The sequence below is a fragment of the Vibrio sp. R-1 genome, assembly GCF_035615595.1.
Taxonomy (GTDB): domain Bacteria; phylum Pseudomonadota; class Gammaproteobacteria; order Enterobacterales; family Vibrionaceae; genus Vibrio; species Vibrio cholerae.
Genome location: NZ_WPDC01000005.1, coordinates 1 through 17,377, shown reverse-complemented (window position 1 = coordinate 17,377; position 17,377 = coordinate 1). Strand labels below are relative to the sequence as shown.

Genomic DNA, 17,377 nt, shown 5'->3' with positions numbered 1-17,377 from the left:
TAAAATTCAACCCACTCTTACAAATAAACTAAAGTTTAAGCAACTACCTAGAAATAGTTAACTTTTCACGCAATAAAAGAAAAAGATATTTAGTATTAGTCTTTAGATAACGCTTCCACATTCTTCCGGGTTCTTGTAACACACGATATAGCCATTCCAATCCGGCTTTTTGCATCCATAAGGGAGCCCGAGAAACATGACCGGCGACAACATCAAATGTCCCGCCAACCCCCATCACAAATAACACCCCTAACTGCTCTTGCCAGCGGTTGATAAAGTTCTCTTTTTTCGGGGATGTGATCGCCACAAACAGAAGTTTTGCACCTGACTGACGAATTTTTTCAACTATCGCTTGCTCATCATCCCAAAAATAACCGTGGTGATAACCAGCGATCACTAATTGTGGGTGTTTTGCCTGCATCACGGCTGCCGTTTTTTCAACAATCTCCGGCTTTGCACCGAGGTAGAATACGGGCATTTGTTCTTGTGCGGCCATTGCATTGAGCTCAAGAAATAAGTCAACGCCCGCCACTCGTTCGGGAACCTGGTGACCTAAAAAGCGTGCGCCCCAAACCACCCCCATACCATCGATATTGATAATGTCACACTCGGTCACGGACTGAGCCAATTCCGGATCCTTACGCATATTGACCAACTTAGCGACATTGACCACCACGTGCTGGGTAAACTCTTGGCGCAAAATGCGATCGCGGATCAGCGCAACCGTTTCACTCATCGAAGCCACATCCATCGGGCTACCCAGAAAATTAATGCGTTTCAATCGGTTATTCCTCATTGGTAATTCTTAAATAAAAACGAAATGAAAAGTACATCCACGCCTGTGTCCAGCGCGCGTAGTGAATTCGGTTAACCCAACGTTTGTTACGTTGATAGACAAACTGCTCCCGCTCAGGCATATATAACGTTTGAATAGCACGCTGAATGACTCGTTTAACCAAAACAACATCACTCTCCTCACCACCAACACTGAGCAAGGTAATAATGGCCTGTGATACTGAGTGTGGATCCAGTGGATAAGGATTGTTGTGGTAATACTTCGCCGTTCCATCGGCTTCAAATAGATGCTGCTTGTAAAAATGAAAACCGCGTGCAATCGCCTCATCAAATTCGTTTGTCGTTAAAGTCGTTCGTATAAGGTGTAGCGCTTCTAAGTTGTAGCCCGTATGAAATCCGTCAATAAATCCATGATGATGACGAGTGCCATAGGCCCAACTGCCATCGGCAGCTTGAGCTTGAGCACTGTTACGCGCAATGCGTAATGCCAACTCGGTGTAATCAGGGCGAGACGTTTCGCGGCCAACCACCGCCAACCAAGCAGCCGCCCACAAACTGGCGTTGTGTACAAATGCCGTTTCCCCGGGGATATACGCAAAAAACTCCCCGCTCTCATTTTGAGTCAATAAATGGCCAGCAATAAAATCACCACTGCGCAGCGCCAAGTCGACCCAGTCAGCTCGCCCCGTCAGTTGCCCCAATTGGTGTAAGGCACGACTGACATAGACTGTCGTGATCACATTCGGCTTCCCCTTAGGAACAAAGAATGCACGCGCTTTCCAATCAAAATGATATCCCCAACAGGCACCATGCCAGATTTGCTCATCACAACGCTGAGTCACTAGCCACTGCGCCAGTTGCTCCGCTTCTGTGAGCAAAGCGGGATCTTTTGTCACTTGATACTCTTCGATTAATCCGAGAATAAACAGAGCCACGCCTTTAGGGTTTCGCGCTTTGGGCACACCTAGCCATGGGCGAAGATTCATCGGTGAACGTTTGAACAACTGGATCCACGCTAAACCAAAAGTCGAATCTTTGCTTATCGGTAAGCGCTTGAACCAGCTTGAATTGAGCCCATCAAAAGGATCGTATCCTGCGAATTGTTCTGTACGAGCTTTATTCAATAAACATTGGCTAATGTCAGCTACAGTCGTTGATTTCATGATTTTAAAAGCTCATCGTAAAGTGTTTGTAGACGCGGGATCACCGCTTGCAAAGAGAAGTTTTCAGCAAACTTTTGCTTCGCCGCGGTCGCAATACGTTGATTTTCGGCACGCTGTTCGATCAGATCTCCGAGTGCTTGCGCTAAAGCAACCACATCACCAGCCTTAATTAAACGGCCTTGCTCACCATCACTGATCGCATCAGGGATTCCGCCCGCTCGACTTGCGACGACGGGAATCCCTGCCGACATAGCTTCTATAACGCCCATAGGAAAGCCTTCGTTATAACTGGGTAAGCAGTAAATATCAGTTTGGGTCAATAATTTGAGCTTAGCTTCGCCAGCTATCCAGCCTAAACAGTGAACGGACCCGTTCAAGCCAAGCTGCTCAGCCATCGCTTGATAGGTTTCAATCTCACCATCGCCAGCAAGATACAGCTGTGCTTCTGGGCAGCGCTGCTTAACTAACTTAAAGGCTTGAATCAAATCACCGACTCCTTTGCGCGTCCCCAAACGACCAAGGAAGGCAATACGGCCAGGTTGAGCAAGGTGGCGATCTAAAGCCAAACTGGGTACGGCGTTATACAGAACAGAAACGCCTTGTGTTCTACCTATGACCTCTTGTAGCCATGCGAGCCATTGAGTTGAAAGAACCAGCACATGATCCGCCAAAGCAAAAGTGTGTCGAATATGCCTTTGCTGAACCATATTGCACTCATCTCGATAGAAATCACGAAACTCGGCGCCATGTAAGTGCAGAATAACCTTTCCTTTCAAAAATTTAACCAGACGCACAATCACAGACTTACGTCGATAGCTTCCCCTTGATGACATGTGAATATGCACTATGCCGACTCGGTAACGCATAAAGCAGTACAACAATTGGCAGAGTGCCAGCATATAGCGCAATGTCATTCGCCATTTCTGCCCGTGGTCCAAACTTGAGTGTGAGGCAATCAACTTAATGTGGTTTTCTTCTAGAAAACCACAATCCGCGTAGGTTGAGACCACTGTTGCCACACCACCTTGTCCTTTCAGATCTGTGGCGATCATTAGATTAATGTTTTTTCTCACTGTACATCCTTGATGGTACAAATCGCTTGGCGAATCTTACCGTTTGCAGTGCGCTCAAGTGCTGACACTATGTCTATCGTGACATTGAGCGAGCTTCCTAAGCGAGCTTGAGTATTGCTGATTAACTGTTTTTGCTGCTCTTGATTAAATTGCTCAGCATCAGCCACCACTTTCACCACAATCTGCCCTCGCTCACTCTGCACAAATTGGCATGCCATAATCCCAGCGATACCTTTGGGTATATGGTTAAGAATATGCACCTTTTGACCGTCTTCACCGACGAGATAATCACCAATCCTTCCCTCAATACGCTCAATCACAGGAAAGACTCGACCACAAGGACAAGCCTCGTTTTCAGATAAATGCACATGATCACCGGTCTTATAGCGGATCAAAGGGAAATACTGATTATTAAAGTTAGTGCCGACCAACTCGTAACGCCCGTCGCCTGCGGCTAACAATTCCACATGCGAATAGTCGGAGAGCAAATGGTAGCGACCATGCTCACACTGCCCTATCGCAGCCACTCGCTCAAATAGGCCATACCAGTCAAAAACTTTGCAGCCAAAGCGTGTCTCAATCACCTGTCTATCTTCTGCTGACAACGATTCTGATGAAGTGATAATGGATTTAAGCTTCGCCGGATAATAACTTTGGTTAGCTTCTAGATAGCGGGCTAACGTAGCAATCGAAGAAGGGTATGCCTGAATCACTTCAACCCCAAAATCGACCATGGCTTGCAGGTAACTCGACATCGTTTGTGATGTCAGATGGAAAGATGAAAGCACTATCATCTGCTCAAACCAAGAGTAGCGCCAGAATGGTCCTTGCTTTTGGCTTAATGGCACCACCATATCGCCACGGATCCACGCTCGTTTATCCCCTTTACGATATCCAGCCCAAGCCAACTGTCTTTCGACAAAGGCTTGCTCACGAATAACCGAATGCCTATCTTGCAAAATAGTCAGAGGCGTACCCGTTGTGCCACTGGTCGCCCCTTTCACCACCACTGATGGTTTATTTTGTGAGATAAACTGTTTGTGCTCACGGCGTAATACGGATTTATCGAGATAAGGGAAAGCCTCAAGCTCAAGATTAGGCAGCTCTAAATCCTGATAAAACGGCACATGGTTACGAGCATTCGCCAAGGTTTTTTGTAGCTGCTTGTGTTGATAATCAGCTAAATGAGTACGTGAAAACTCGTTAGCTTGGATCTCTTGCAACACCGCGCGCATCTCACCATTTTCTCTGACCATTTTGCGTGACAGCGCCCGCACAGAAAGCATGACATTTTGCAGCCAGATTGGTGCTTTAACATAAAGTGAACTGGTAAACATCTATTTAAGCGCCTCCATGAAGCTAAATTTTATTTTTTGTCTCCATACTGGATTGCTAAATGTTTCTGAAACTTTTTCATAAGCATTTTCGCCAAGAGTTTGGGCGAGAGAATTATTTGTAAGAACATCAACTATTGTCTCTGCATATGATTCAGTATCTCCTAAAGGAATAAGTAAACCATCCACACCATTATCAATAATTTCATTTGCTGACACAGATGAAAATGACAAAGTAGGAAGCATATAGTTCATGGACTCAAGGAGTGACACACCAAAAGGTTCAGCTAGAGAAGTAAGCATACTTAAATCAGCGGCAGCCAAGTATTCAGATACATTATTGACATGACCTGGCATGAGTATCTCTTCTTGTAAATTTAATCGTTCCACTTCAGATAAATAAAACTCAAATAAATCACCTACACCAAGAAATACGTATTTTATTTTTAGATCAGATCTACATTTTATTTTACTTATAATATTCAGTGCCAAATCGTGCCTTTTCATATCACGAAATGCAGCAACCATAACTACGATTTTTTCGAAACCACCAGATAAAATATCTTCTCTTAATTTAGCCGCATCTTGTTTTTCCTCTAGAATTTTATTTCTATCTTTAACGTCGATAGAATTATAGACAACCCAAGTTGATTTGCTTTGAGGCAGCTCACTTGCAACAAAATTCGATATTGTCAAGAATCTATCAACAAATAGCTGATAGAATATCTTTCTAATCCGTGGGTATTTTAAAGCCGGGGGATATCCATGTTCATGGTAGATAACTTTGACCCCTAATATTTTTGACAATATAGGAATAAGATAACGCTCATACCCAAATTGAACATAGACATATTCAACTTGGTGTTTCTTAATAATATTCTTTAGCAAAAGATAGAATTTATGAACATTCCATTTAGAGCAACTATAATAATACAGCTCCGCTTTATCATTATTTATTTTATCAATAAATAATGGTCTACGAAGGCTAAAACGACTACCTTCATGCTTAAATTTATTAGATGGTGACTCAATTGAAGGTACGAACCAGATTACATTACATTCGTCACTTAACTCATTAGCCAGATCTATTGTATATTTTTCAATAGGTGACCATGTATCACACACAAATCCAGGAACGAATAAGACATTTTTCATTTTTCATACCTATAAATCTGATAATTTGCAGATAGAACTAACATTAAAAAAAGTATTGCAGGCGTCTTTACACTTAGTGAGTTGTTAGTCACGCTGGCTAAAATAAACACTCCAATCATGACCATCAATGGCATTCTAGATTGAGTTAAGTGCATAAGGATGGCTAACAAACAATAAATCAATAATAAAGAAAGTGGTAAGCCAAACTTTAAAATCCAATCTATAAAGAAATTTTCGACGACCAATACACCAGATATATAGAAAATGTTATCTAAAAACTGTCGGGAAGCCCCAAAAAACCATTCACTCATAGAGAGAGAATCTAATAATATAAAAACATCAAACCTAGCCTGCGCGCTATTATCAACATAGAGTTTACTAAGTATACGCTCCGATATACCCGTATACATAACAATATACACAACTAATATTATGCAAATGAAAACCACTAGCTGAGTAGTAGCAAGCCTAATTTTTGTAGTTCTTACACCAACTGTTAAAAATTGATATAACGCAGGTAGAGAGACTACAAATAAACCTATCATAAATGCCCCCATTGAGCCTCTCCCCCCAAAACAAAAAAGAGCCAGAAGAGCGGTAGACACATATATTATCGGTGGAATTCTTGTTTTATCACTAAGAATATAGGCTAAAGTTGCTGTAATAAGTGCATTATTTAGAGGATGAGCCATAAATGCAGTGGATCTAAAAAATGAAAAACTTGAAAACTCTACTGGTATAATGCTTTTAGAAAGAACAAATTCAGAAATAGCCAATAATGAGTTTATAAAAATAAGATAAGCCATAATTCTCATAAGACTTTCTTTATAAGACTCATCCAAGCTAATAACCAAAGATATTAGAATCAAAGGGGTAAATATAGTGTCAATCATATATGCCATACCAGATGTGCCAAATCTGTATAGCCCGTAGCACATAACAATAATAGTTGCCCCCATGGCCGACAGCCAGTATTTCTTTATATAACCAAGTTTATAAAGAAAACCACTCACACCAAACTTGGAGAGATTGTTTATAAATACAACTATAAGAATATAAGAGTAAACATGGATCTTAAATAAAACAAACCCTCCTTCAGAAACATATTTAATACCAATAGATTCTAATAGATAGGCTCCGAAGAAGTAAGCAAGATATAAGACTAGGCATAACCATAAATAGACTGTTTTCTCCTTCATCTCATCACCATTATTCTTGTAAGGAAATCTTTTATTTTTAAAGCATTTAGGATGAACATTGATATACTATAAACTAAAAATCCAAGACAAACCGAAATAATAATATCTATCCATGGCTCTAAATTCTGGAAAAATGCTTCTTTTAACAATAATGCCACTAACATTAGCCCACATGAGAGCATAACTTTAGCTATATTCAATCCAAATCTATAACGATAGCCAAAGTATAGTGCGATAAACATAGCTAAAATTAGTCCTACAGTATTTGAAATAAGTATTATCCAAGCAGCCCCGTAAACTCCTAATGTTCGTAGAGTAAGGCTCAATAAAGTGATATTCACTAGTATTGATACGAAAGCTACAAACGGGAAGTACTTTGTTTTATTTAAAAACTGTAGACCATGATCTATATAATGCATTTTTAAATTTAAAACATATACTGAAACAGCTAAAATCCAAAATAGCTCTACACCTTGATTCAGATACTCTTGTGATAAAAAAACCTTAATAAGAGGTTCTGCTATGAAACAAATTCCAAGAAGTGATGGTAAAGTTATTGCCACAAGAACATCTAAGTAGTGTTGGTGCTTATTTATTAATTCACTTTTATTATTCGTACTTTTTGTCAACTCTGGATATAGCGGAACTGATATAACCATAAAAACCAAACTAATTATACCCATTAAAGTATTTGAGAAAGCAGAGTATATACCAGTCTCTTCAAGACCAATAAACTTACCAATAAATAGCCTATCCAACCTTGAACCAATCGCAATAATGCCACCAGAAATCATAATTGGTAAACCATAAGAGATGATTACCTTAAAGGTTTTTATTTCAAAATTGGTTTTTAATTCATTTTTCAAGAAGAACAAGGCAAATAAATTAGATAATGCTAGTGAAAATATAGCAGAAGTAATACTCGGCCATATGTAAAGAATCAAAAAAGAGCAAACAATAGATGATATAGAATTAACTAGGACTCCTTTCCTGTATTTATCGATATCTTCATTCAACCGACATAATTCAACTCTATACATGTATGCTACTTTCATCAAAAGCAATAATGATGATGAGCATAAAATATTTACTGTAAATATTTCATAAACGTACAATGCAATAAAAATAGTAATCAATGCAGGAATCGCGAGCAGTAAAGTCATAACAGAAGTAGTTGAGACTAGATTCGCTTTCTCTGTTATATCAGAAGCAGGGTAATATCTTAGTAATGTAATAATTAGCCATTGCGATGATATTGCTCTTACACCTTCAATAAAAACCATAATTATGGCCAAGATTCCATAATCCTCTATAGAGAGAAAATGAGTCTGCACTGCAATCAAAGCAAATAGACAAAGCGACGAGAAAACTTGCACCGGAGCATATTTGAATAGACTCGATATCATACTACTACCTTTGAGTACATTGTTTCATATTGTTTAATCACATCAGAAACGGAGAAGTTATCTTCTACATATTTAACAATTTCATATGAACTACTACAGTTATTACTTAAGAATAAATTCACTAATTCATCATTATTTTCTATATCTTCAAAGAAGTGCACACCAAGCAATTTAAATTCAGAGTACCTCTCTTTAAAAATACCGACTCTAGTAGTAATCAATGGTAATTTAGCGGCCAGCATTTCCATTGGTGCCAAACCAAAAGTTTCCTCTTCAGAGCAAAAAATTCCAAAATTAGAACTTTTATAAACTCCAATGATCTCAGCACTGTTCATTGCACCAAGAAATCTAACTCTGTTTGATAACCCTAACATTTCAACTTGTTTAACAAGCTCGCTATAGTATTCAATATCAGAGACTGGCCCGATAACACTTAATTGGGAATCTATGCCACTGCTATTCAATAATGCAACAACATCTATAGCCTTATCAATTCTCTTTCTCTTTGTTATTAAAGCACATGTTACTAGTTTTAATTTCTTGTTATTTTTTATATTTCTAGAACAATAGAAGTAATCACTTGATATTGGATTTTCAATCAATAAAATAGGTTTATTTGTATCTCGAACAAGACTATCCTTTAGGATATTACCAACACAAGTATATTCATCTATATATATATTAGAAAGCCAAGGAACGATCCTAACATGAAATAAATCATTCATTTTTGAAACCGACTTTCTACCAATTCCTTTATAAGAGTGTAATGTCGCTATCCTTCTTAATTTATTATTAACACCAATAAGCCAAGAATTAATATGAGAATGTACAATATCTGGATTGAATAGTTTCACTTGCTCTAGAACTCGTAAGTTTGTCGAAATAATACCTGGCAATCGAATTATTCTTTTTTCATTTGATGGACAACGTATTACCTGTACATTTTCTGATAGATTGATCACTTCTCCCGTATACTTAACCTGACAAAATGGATCGAAAGCTAAAACTCGATAAAAATAGTTACCAGAACTCTTAGCTAACTCGCGAACTAACATCTGGCATACTGAATCCACACCACCTGCATTTTTCTCTCCCCAGTTAAGGGTTGAAATGGGCATGATCAGTAATACTTTTTTCATCAGTTCTCTTCCATCTTCTTCTATGAACTAAATATTTAACTCAGACCGCTTTGTTCAAGTGATCTGAGTCCTGTCGACATTGGTATCTATTTTTGGGGCTTAACGTGAACTCATGCCACCACTCCGCGAGTATCAATCACCACTTTCTTAGCAAACTCGGTTTTATCCGCCGCTTTAAATTCTTTGTGATCGACCAGCACGACAACGATATTGGCGAGCTCAAGCGCGCGCTCTAGAGAAACCAACTCGATACATTGCTTCGCAAGTTTGCTAGGTAGTTCAGTAATATTTGGTTCAACCGCCAACAACTGACCCACTTTGCTTTCAGCCAGATGTTTAGTGATATCCAAGGCTGGACTTTCACGCAGATCATCAATATCCGCTTTAAACGCTAAGCCTAGGCAAGCAATGATTGGCTTTTTGAATTGGTCAGCCGCTTGTTTAACTTGATCCACAACCCAATGAGGTTTGCCATCATTGACTTCACGTGCAGTACGGATCAATTGCGCTTCATCTGGACAGCTATTAACGATAAACCACGGATCAACCGCAATACAGTGGCCACCGACACCAGGGCCTGGGTTAAGAATGCTCACACGAGGATGGCGGTTGGCTAAGCGGATCAATTCCCATACATTGATTTTCAATTTGTCGCACACCAAAGAGAGTTCATTGGCAAAGGCAATGTTGACATCACGGAATGAGTTTTCGGTTAATTTAGCCATTTCCGCCGTACGCGCATTGGTGACAATGCACTCACCTTTTACAAAGGTTTTGTACAGGGCAACAGCCTTTTCGCTACAAGCCTTACTCACGCCACCAATCACGCGGTCATTACTCACAAGCTCTTGTAGGACATAACCCGGCAACACACGCTCTGGGCAGTACGCAATCTTCACATCCGCAGCGATGCCTTTTTGCTGAGGAAATGTCAGATCTGGACGCGCTTCTGCAAGCCATTGCGCCAATTTTTCGGTTGTGCCTACTGGGGAAGTACTCTCTAGAACCACCAAGTTCCCTTTAGCTAGAACGGGAGCGATAGTTTTTGCCGCCGCTTCAATGTAGCTAAGATCCGGTTCGTGGTTATCCCCTTTAAAAGGTGTAGGAACAGCCACCAAAAACGCATCGGCAGGCTCAGCTGTTAATGTCGCTTTGAGTTTCCCGGTCATGACAGCACTGCGTACCACGATATCAAGATCCGGCTCCACAATGTGAATTTCGCCTTTGTTGATGGTATCCACTGCATGGGCGTTGACATCAACACCGACCACATCTAAACCACGAGAGGCCAAAACGGCTGCTGTTGGCAGACCAATATAACCTAGGCCAATCACTGAAACTTTATTAAACATCTGTCATCCCCTGATGAGTCTATTTCGCTAAAATGTCCGCAATACGTTGACAAGCTTTACCATCCCCATAAGGATTGTGTGCCTGACTCATGGCTTGATAAGCCTGTGGGTCAGTCAGTAGTAAGCTTAACGCATCACAAATTTGTTGTTGGTTGGTACCGACTAATTTCACCGTGCCCGCAGCCACCGCTTCAGGACGCTCAGTCGTTTCACGCATCACCAGAACTGGCTTACCCAGCGAGGGCGCCTCTTCTTGAATACCGCCAGAGTCAGTCAAAATAATGTGTGCGCGATCCATCAAGTAAACGAAAGGCAAATACTGCTGCGGTTCAATCAAGACAATATTGCTGACACCTTTTAGGAGCTTATTGACCGGTTCACGCACATTCGGATTGAGATGCACAGGATACAAAATTTGGCATTCGGGATGCTGCTCTGCGGTAGTGATCAGCGCTTGGCAAATACGCTCAAAGCCACCACCAAAACTTTCACGGCGGTGTCCTGTTACCAAGATCAGCTTTTTGCTCGCATCAAGCATTGGAAACTGACTCTCTAAAGTGGCTTGTAGATCCATATCGGTATGGATCTTTTCACGCACAGCCAACAACGCATCAATCACCGTATTGCCAGTGACGAAAATATTCTCTGCGTTGTAGTTTTCTTGCAGCAGATTGGCACGCGAAGTTTCAGTGGGTGCAAAGTGGTACTGCGTGAGTGCAGCCGTGAGTTTGCGGTTACCTTCTTCAGGCCAAGGGGAATAGATATTGCCCGTTCTCAGACCCGCTTCAACATGCCCTACCGGAATTTGTTGATAATACGCGGCTAAAGAGGCTGCAAAAGTAGTAGCGGTATCACCATGCACTAAAACCACATCTGGCTGTTCACTACTCAACACTTGCTGCATACCGAGCAAGATTTTGCTGGTCACGCCATTGAGTGTTTGCCCTGGCTCCATGATGTTGAGATCAAAATCAGGCGTAATCGAAAACAGCTCTAATACCTGATCTAACATCTCACGGTGTTGGCCCGTTACACATACCTTGGCGACAAAACGATTGTCTTCACAGAGTTGCTGCACCAAAGGTGCCATTTTGATTGCCTCTGGGCGCGTACCAAATACGATGAGAACTTTTTTCACTTCCCCACATCCTCTTTAAAAAAGAAATTTCACAAAATTCAAGCAATAAAATCCCACTGCTCCTTAAATAAGGAACATATACATAAGCGAACACTGAATTATTTCGTGTTGTTGTATTTAATCTCAACGAGAGAGATTACCAATGTATGTCAGCTTATTATTTAAATTCTTTCGTTATTAATAATCGTATTTACTTGAAACCTTATGGTTTTCCTCAAGGCAAAAAAGAACATACAAAAAGCTTAACTTCTCTGTAAACTTTCGTTGTACTCATTACTTAACCCCTGCTCTTGCCAAGAATCAACCAAAGCCACCGCTCCAGATTCAATCAACAAAGCTGTACGTTGAAAAAATTCACTATTGCGCCGATAGGGATCGGGTACTTCTTTTTCTTTTCGATTCGCCTTGCTAAGAAAAAGAGCCAGCTTGTTTTTATGCTCTGCAGGACAGATATCGAGCAAATCAGCAAGATTGGTCCTATCCATAGCATAGATAAAATCATGCTCGATAAAGTCTTGTTGAGTCACTTGCTGGACTGGGTTGACCATAGGGTGATACCCATAATCCTGTAACGCTTGTAACGCTTTATCATCAGGCATTGTTTTTCCTGTCTTTAGCGTGCCAGCACTACGTACTTGGATATTCAACCGTTTCTGCCGGATCTTATCGCGTAAAATAATCTCTGCCATTGGTGAACGACACAAATTACCTGCACACACGACTAATACTGATAAACCTTTAACCTTCATACACCAACTACGCACATGATTTAATATTGTTAAAGCAATACGCAACCTACCTACTATCAGAGTATCCTAAGCTTACCAATAATGTCTGTCTCATAATTGAGCTGGATATTAATTAGAACTAAAGCAGTAAAACGAAAGTAGTTTTATTTATTGTATTAGTATTAAAAGCCATCGGTTTGAATCAATAATACGACAGGGCATATTTACTAATAAATGAAGGTTGACATCTTCGTTAAATGCCCAAAAGACTTAAAGTTGCAGCTAGGTGGTCATCGAGTGCATAAGCATCAACGTAAATAACACGGCTGCATCAATAGGATAAGGATAGGAAAAAATGGATGGATATTGCTAATACAACAATATCCATCCATTGCAGCAGATATAAATCTTCCCACTACACAAAGCGATGGGAGAACCAAATCTAGTGTTGAGCGCGGCCTTTCACATCTTGTTGCAGCTCATGGTTGAGCTCTGCTTCAACATGACCGGGGGCTTGGGTTGAACCAGAAATCAAGCGATACATGGCAGGAATCACCAACAAGGTCACTAAGGTTGCAAACCCCATCCCAAAGAAAATCACCGTACCGACCGCAATTCGGCTCTCATAGCCTGCACCTGTTGAGACGATCAAAGGAATAGAGCCAGCCAGTGTCGTAAAAGCCGTCATCAGGATTGGACGCAAACGGCGCGCCGATGCATCAATGATCGCCTTTTCAAATTCAACACCGCGATCACGCAGTTGGTTAGCAAATTCGACAATCAAAATGCCATTTTTGGTGACCATACCAATCAGCATGATCATGCCAATCTGGCTGTAAATGTTCATCCCTTGTCCCATTACAAACAGCCCAAGGAAACCGCCAAACACCCCCATAGGTACCGTCAGCATTACCACCAGCGGGTTGATAAAGCTTTCAAACTGAGCAGCCAGCACCAAATAGGCAACCAGCAGCGCCAGTGCAAACACAATGGCCACGCTTGATTGGTTCTCTTTGAAATCTTTCGACTCACCCGAGTAGCTAACGGAGATATCATTTGGCAGTATTTCTTGCGCTTTTTGGTCAAGAAAATCGAGCGCTTGCCCTAACGTGTACCCAGCCTCTAGGTTTGCGGTAATGGTGATGGATTTCTGTTTATTGTAGTGCGCCAAACGAATCGCTGACGCCACTTCATCAATACGCGTCACCGTATCCAGTGTCACCAGTTCACCGGTTGCGGTTCGCATATAGATTTGGCTTAAATCCGCCGCATTGTTGAAGCTGTTTTCATCCCCGCGCAGATACACATCATACTCTTCACCACGCTCAACGAAGGTCGTCACTTTTTTGCCACCCAGCATCACCTCTAACGTATCGGAGATCGATTTTACGCTTATCCCTAATTCCGCCGCGCGCTGCTTATCAATCGTCACCACCAACTCTGGCGTTTTTTCTGAGTAATCGATATCAGCCCCCGTCATAAACGGTGACTTCTCCGCTTCCTCTTCTAACTTCTCAGCCCACGTTTTGAGCTCGCTATAATCCGAGCCACCAAGCACAAACTGTACAGGCTCATTAGAGCCCCCACGAAAACCGGGCATGAATGGGAATACTCGCACATCAGGAATCCCCGCTAAGGCTTTACGTACTTGGCTTAATGCTTCCTGAGCAGTAACGGTGCGATCATTCCAATCCTCAAGGATCATGATCACGAAACCGGTTTGGTCACCTGCGTTACCACCAAAAGCAGGTGATTGAATACTAAACGATTTCAAAAAGCCTTGACCCAATAAGGGCATCAACCGCTGCTCAACCAAATCCATATTAGCCGCCATGCGGTTATAACTGGTGGCATCAGCACCACGCACAAAAGAGAAAATCACACCGCGATCTTCGGAAGGGGTTAGCTGAGCTGGCACCAGCTGCATCAAACCATAACTACCACCAATACAAGCCGCAATCACAACCGGCGCCGCCCAACGCCAACGAATGGCTCGGCTTACCACTTGGCGATAGCCCGATTCCAGTCGTGCGAACAGCCTATCAATCAACTGATTAAAACGTCCCGGTTTTACATTGGCTTTTAAAAGCTTACTACCAAGCACTGGCGTCAGCGTTAACGCGATCAGAGAAGAGAAAATCACGGCCATCGCCAGTAGTACGGAGAATTCAGTGAACAGGAGTCCAACCATCCCGTCCATAAACGAGATCGGCAGAAACACCATCACCAGTACCAAAGTCGTGGCTATCACGGCAAAGCCAACTTCTCGTGTACCTTTGTAGGCGGCTAAAAGAGGTTTTTCGCCCCGTTCAATGTGGTGAAAAATATTTTCAACGACCACGATGGCATCATCGACCACCAGACCAATCGATAAGATCAGCGCCATTAAGGTGATGAGGTTAATAGAAAATCCGAAGTAGTACGCAGCCATAAAGGCCGAGATCAGCGAAACCGGAACCGTTACCGCAGGAATTAAGGTGGCTCGCAACTGGCCGATAAAAATGTACAACACCAAAATCACTAAGCCACCCGTGATAAAGAGTGTGCTATACACCTCGCTTATTGAGCGCTCAATAAACACCGTTGAGTCATAGTCAATGGCTAAACGGGTACCCTTGGGTAAAAACTGCTGAACCTTATCCACTTCTTCATGCACGCGCTTCGCCACTTCCAGCGGGTTCGCGTCGGATTGCGGCACAATCCCCATGCTCACGTTGACGATGCCATCACTTTTAAAGGTCGAGTTTTCGTTTTCCGCCCCAATAAACACATCCGCAACATCTTTGAGGTAGATGGGAGTACCATCACTGGCACGTTTCACCACCAGATACTCAAAATCTTCAGCAGATTGATAACCGCGCGCGGTACGCACCGACATCACGGTCGAATCGTTGCGAACCTGCCCCCCGGGACTTTCGAGGTTCTCTTTGTTGAGTGCATCGGAAATATCGCTGGTCGCAACGCCGCGCCCCGCCATCAGTTCTGGCTTGATGCGTACATACATCACTTTATAGAGGCCGCCAGAGACATCCACCGAACTCACACCGGAGATCAAGCTAAACCGATCGAGCAACACCCGCTCGATGTAATCGGTCAACTGAGTGCGATCCATTTCTGAGGAACTGAGATTGATATAGACCGACGCCTGACCAGAGCCATTATTCTTGAACACCTGCGGATCGTCCGCTTCTTCAGGCAGTGAACGCTGCGCCCGAGCTACCGCATCACGAATGTCACTCACACCGGTATTGAGATCATAACCAAGCTCGAAAGTCACCGTGATACGAGACATACCGTTGCGGCTAACTGAGGTAATCTCATCAATCCCACTGATGCCCGCTAATTGATCCTCCAGCACGCTGGTGATCTGACTTTCAATGATGGTGGCCGAAGCGCCTTGATAACGGGTGGAAACCGATACCACAGGGCTTTCAATATCCGGCATTTCACGTACTGCGAGTTTAGTGAAAGAGACCACACCAAACACGCACAGCAACATACTCAGTACTAACGCTGCGACAGGGCGCTTTACCGATACATCTGACAACCACATTATTTGTCATCCTTCTTCAGCGGACGCCCTTCTACGGTGACTTCGCTAACACGCGCGTTGTCACGCATATTGACTATACCTTGAACGACAATTTTCTCACCAATCTGTAAGCCTTTCTCAATCACGACCTGATTTTCAACCCGAGCGCCCAGACTCACTTCACGTCGTTTGGATACATTGTCTTCACCAATCACGTAAACAAAACGTTTGGTGCCGGAATACTCAAGAGCCTGCACTGGAATAATAGGTGCACTAATAGCGGGGAAATGGATGCGTGCCGACATCAACATGCCCGGCTTGAGGCGCTGATCTGGATTGGGGAAATGCACGCGCACTCGTAAATTTAAGGTTTCTTGATTGATACGCGAATCCACAGCCACCACCGAACCTTCAAACTGCACGTTTGGCCACGCTTCGCTACTGCCTTGCACCTTCATGCCCTTACTTAACTGTGGCAGATAACGTTCTGGAATTTGCAGATCGAGCTGCATCAAGGAAAGATTATCCAGCGTCAGTAATTCAGAGCCCGCACTCACCCACTTACCGCGGCTAAAATCGATAAACCCAACCGTGCCATCAAAAGGAGCAGTAATGTGTAAATCGGCCAAATTGGCCTGAGCGGCATTCAATCTCGCTTGACCAATCTCCACGCGGGCGCGCTGTGCATCAATTTCCGTGGGCGTAATCGCATTACGTTTTAGCAAGCGCTCGTATTCCGTCAGTTTACGCTGCTCATCTTGTAAATAAGCTTTCGCTTCCACCAAGGCCGCTTGAGCTTTGTCATCATCTAATTTGATCAGAATCTGATCTTTTTTGACTTGCTGATTGGCTTGCACCGCAATCATGTTCACTTTACCCGCCACTTCGGCGGCAATATCGACCGATTGCTCGGCTTTAAGCTTACCCACAACAGAAAGAGATTGAGAAATTTGCTGGGATTGAACCGACTCTGTCACAACAGAAATCGTGGGCGGCTGGTTTGGCTCTTTGGCCGATAGCACAGCGCTGTTCATTAGCAGGGTCAGTAAGGTCAATGAAAGTACAGTGTTTTTGTTCATGATTTGGCTTAGTGTCTAAAAAATCCGTTTATATTGTAGCGAGTTATACGCAACTGAAACGTCAAGGAACGTAAAGATTGCCAGTAAAAGTGTAAGGTTCGCTGTGACTTAAGCAGCTAAAATGGTCAATTATTTGCGTCTTTGCCCAAAAAGCCATCATTCGATTCAATTTGCTAAAAAAACAGTTTACAGAGAGAGCGAGTTTGATAAGATGCGCTCCGCACTTGAGCGATGTGTTGGGAAAACATCACTTAAGCTTTTCAGAAAATGAAAAGAAAACACCC

General features: G+C 42.5%; 13 protein-coding genes. All 13 read right to left on the bottom strand.

The genetic code is table 11. The features are described 5' to 3' along the window. Positions 1 to 43: 43 nt before the first annotated feature. Positions 44 to 796, bottom strand: a complete 753-nt coding sequence (vpsK, locus tag GOU96_RS01830; protein WP_042988508.1) for an exopolysaccharide biosynthesis glycosyltransferase VpsK — start codon at positions 794 to 796, stop codon at positions 44 to 46. Beyond that, positions 786 to 1,958 carry an exopolysaccharide biosynthesis protein VpsJ gene (vpsj, locus tag GOU96_RS01825; RefSeq protein WP_113629012.1) on the bottom strand — a complete coding sequence of 391 codons (1,173 nt, stop codon included), beginning with the start codon at positions 1,956 to 1,958 and terminating at the stop codon, positions 786 to 788. The genes vpsK and vpsj overlap by 11 nt, the downstream gene beginning before the upstream one ends. Further along, on the bottom strand, positions 1,955 to 3,031 hold the full coding sequence (gene vpsI, locus GOU96_RS01820; protein WP_258501667.1) for an exopolysaccharide biosynthesis glycosyltransferase VpsI: 1,077 nt from the start codon (positions 3,029 to 3,031) through the stop codon (positions 1,955 to 1,957). The genes vpsj and vpsI overlap by 4 nt, the downstream gene beginning before the upstream one ends. Beyond that, positions 3,028 to 4,368 carry an exopolysaccharide biosynthesis protein VpsH gene (gene vpsH / locus GOU96_RS01815; RefSeq protein ID WP_258501668.1) on the bottom strand — a complete coding sequence of 447 codons (1,341 nt, stop codon included), beginning with the start codon at positions 4,366 to 4,368 and terminating at the stop codon, positions 3,028 to 3,030. Before vpsH ends, vpsI begins: the two co-directional genes overlap by 4 nt. After that, complete coding sequence (locus tag GOU96_RS01810) at positions 4,369 to 5,520, bottom strand: glycosyltransferase family 4 protein (protein WP_174499640.1); 1,152 nt, start codon at positions 5,518 to 5,520, stop codon at positions 4,369 to 4,371. It abuts the gene before it with no gap. After that, positions 5,517 to 6,719, bottom strand: a complete 1,203-nt coding sequence (locus GOU96_RS01805) for a VpsF family polysaccharide biosynthesis protein (RefSeq protein WP_267781009.1) — start codon at positions 6,717 to 6,719, stop codon at positions 5,517 to 5,519. The genes GOU96_RS01810 and GOU96_RS01805 overlap by 4 nt, the downstream gene beginning before the upstream one ends. After that, positions 6,716 to 8,125 carry an oligosaccharide flippase family protein gene (locus GOU96_RS01800; protein WP_267781011.1) on the bottom strand — a complete coding sequence of 470 codons (1,410 nt, stop codon included), beginning with the start codon at positions 8,123 to 8,125 and terminating at the stop codon, positions 6,716 to 6,718. The genes GOU96_RS01805 and GOU96_RS01800 overlap by 4 nt, the downstream gene beginning before the upstream one ends. Next, on the bottom strand, positions 8,122 to 9,264 hold the full coding sequence (locus GOU96_RS01795) for a VpsD family glycosyltransferase (protein ID WP_267781013.1): 1,143 nt from the start codon (positions 9,262 to 9,264) through the stop codon (positions 8,122 to 8,124). The genes GOU96_RS01800 and GOU96_RS01795 overlap by 4 nt, the downstream gene beginning before the upstream one ends. A gap of 110 nt (positions 9,265 to 9,374) precedes the next feature. Then, a complete protein-coding gene (gene vpsB / locus GOU96_RS01790) occupies positions 9,375 to 10,616 on the bottom strand; it encodes a UDP-N-acetyl-D-mannosamine dehydrogenase VpsB (protein ID WP_267781015.1) in 1,242 nt (413 codons plus the stop codon). Between the two features lie 19 nt (positions 10,617 to 10,635). Beyond that, positions 10,636 to 11,754: a UDP-N-acetylglucosamine 2-epimerase (non-hydrolyzing) VpsA gene (vpsA, locus tag GOU96_RS01785; RefSeq protein WP_033932366.1), complete on the bottom strand. Its 1,119-nt coding sequence runs from the start codon at positions 11,752 to 11,754 to the stop codon at positions 10,636 to 10,638. A 242-nt stretch (positions 11,755 to 11,996) separates the two neighbouring features. Further along, positions 11,997 to 12,503 carry an exopolysaccharide regulatory protein-tyrosine phosphatase VpsU gene (gene vpsU, locus GOU96_RS01780; RefSeq protein WP_032473315.1) on the bottom strand — a complete coding sequence of 169 codons (507 nt, stop codon included), beginning with the start codon at positions 12,501 to 12,503 and terminating at the stop codon, positions 11,997 to 11,999. 421 nt (positions 12,504 to 12,924) lie between these two features. Next, positions 12,925 to 16,035, bottom strand: coding sequence for a vibriobactin export RND transporter permease subunit VexH (vexH, locus tag GOU96_RS01775; RefSeq protein ID WP_000266712.1), 3,111 nt, complete (start codon positions 16,033 to 16,035; stop codon positions 12,925 to 12,927). Then, complete coding sequence (gene vexG / locus GOU96_RS01770) at positions 16,035 to 17,093, bottom strand: vibriobactin export RND transporter periplasmic adaptor subunit VexG (protein WP_267781018.1); 1,059 nt, start codon at positions 17,091 to 17,093, stop codon at positions 16,035 to 16,037. Before vexG ends, vexH begins: the two co-directional genes overlap by 1 nt. Between the last annotated feature and the right edge of the window lie 284 nt (positions 17,094 to 17,377).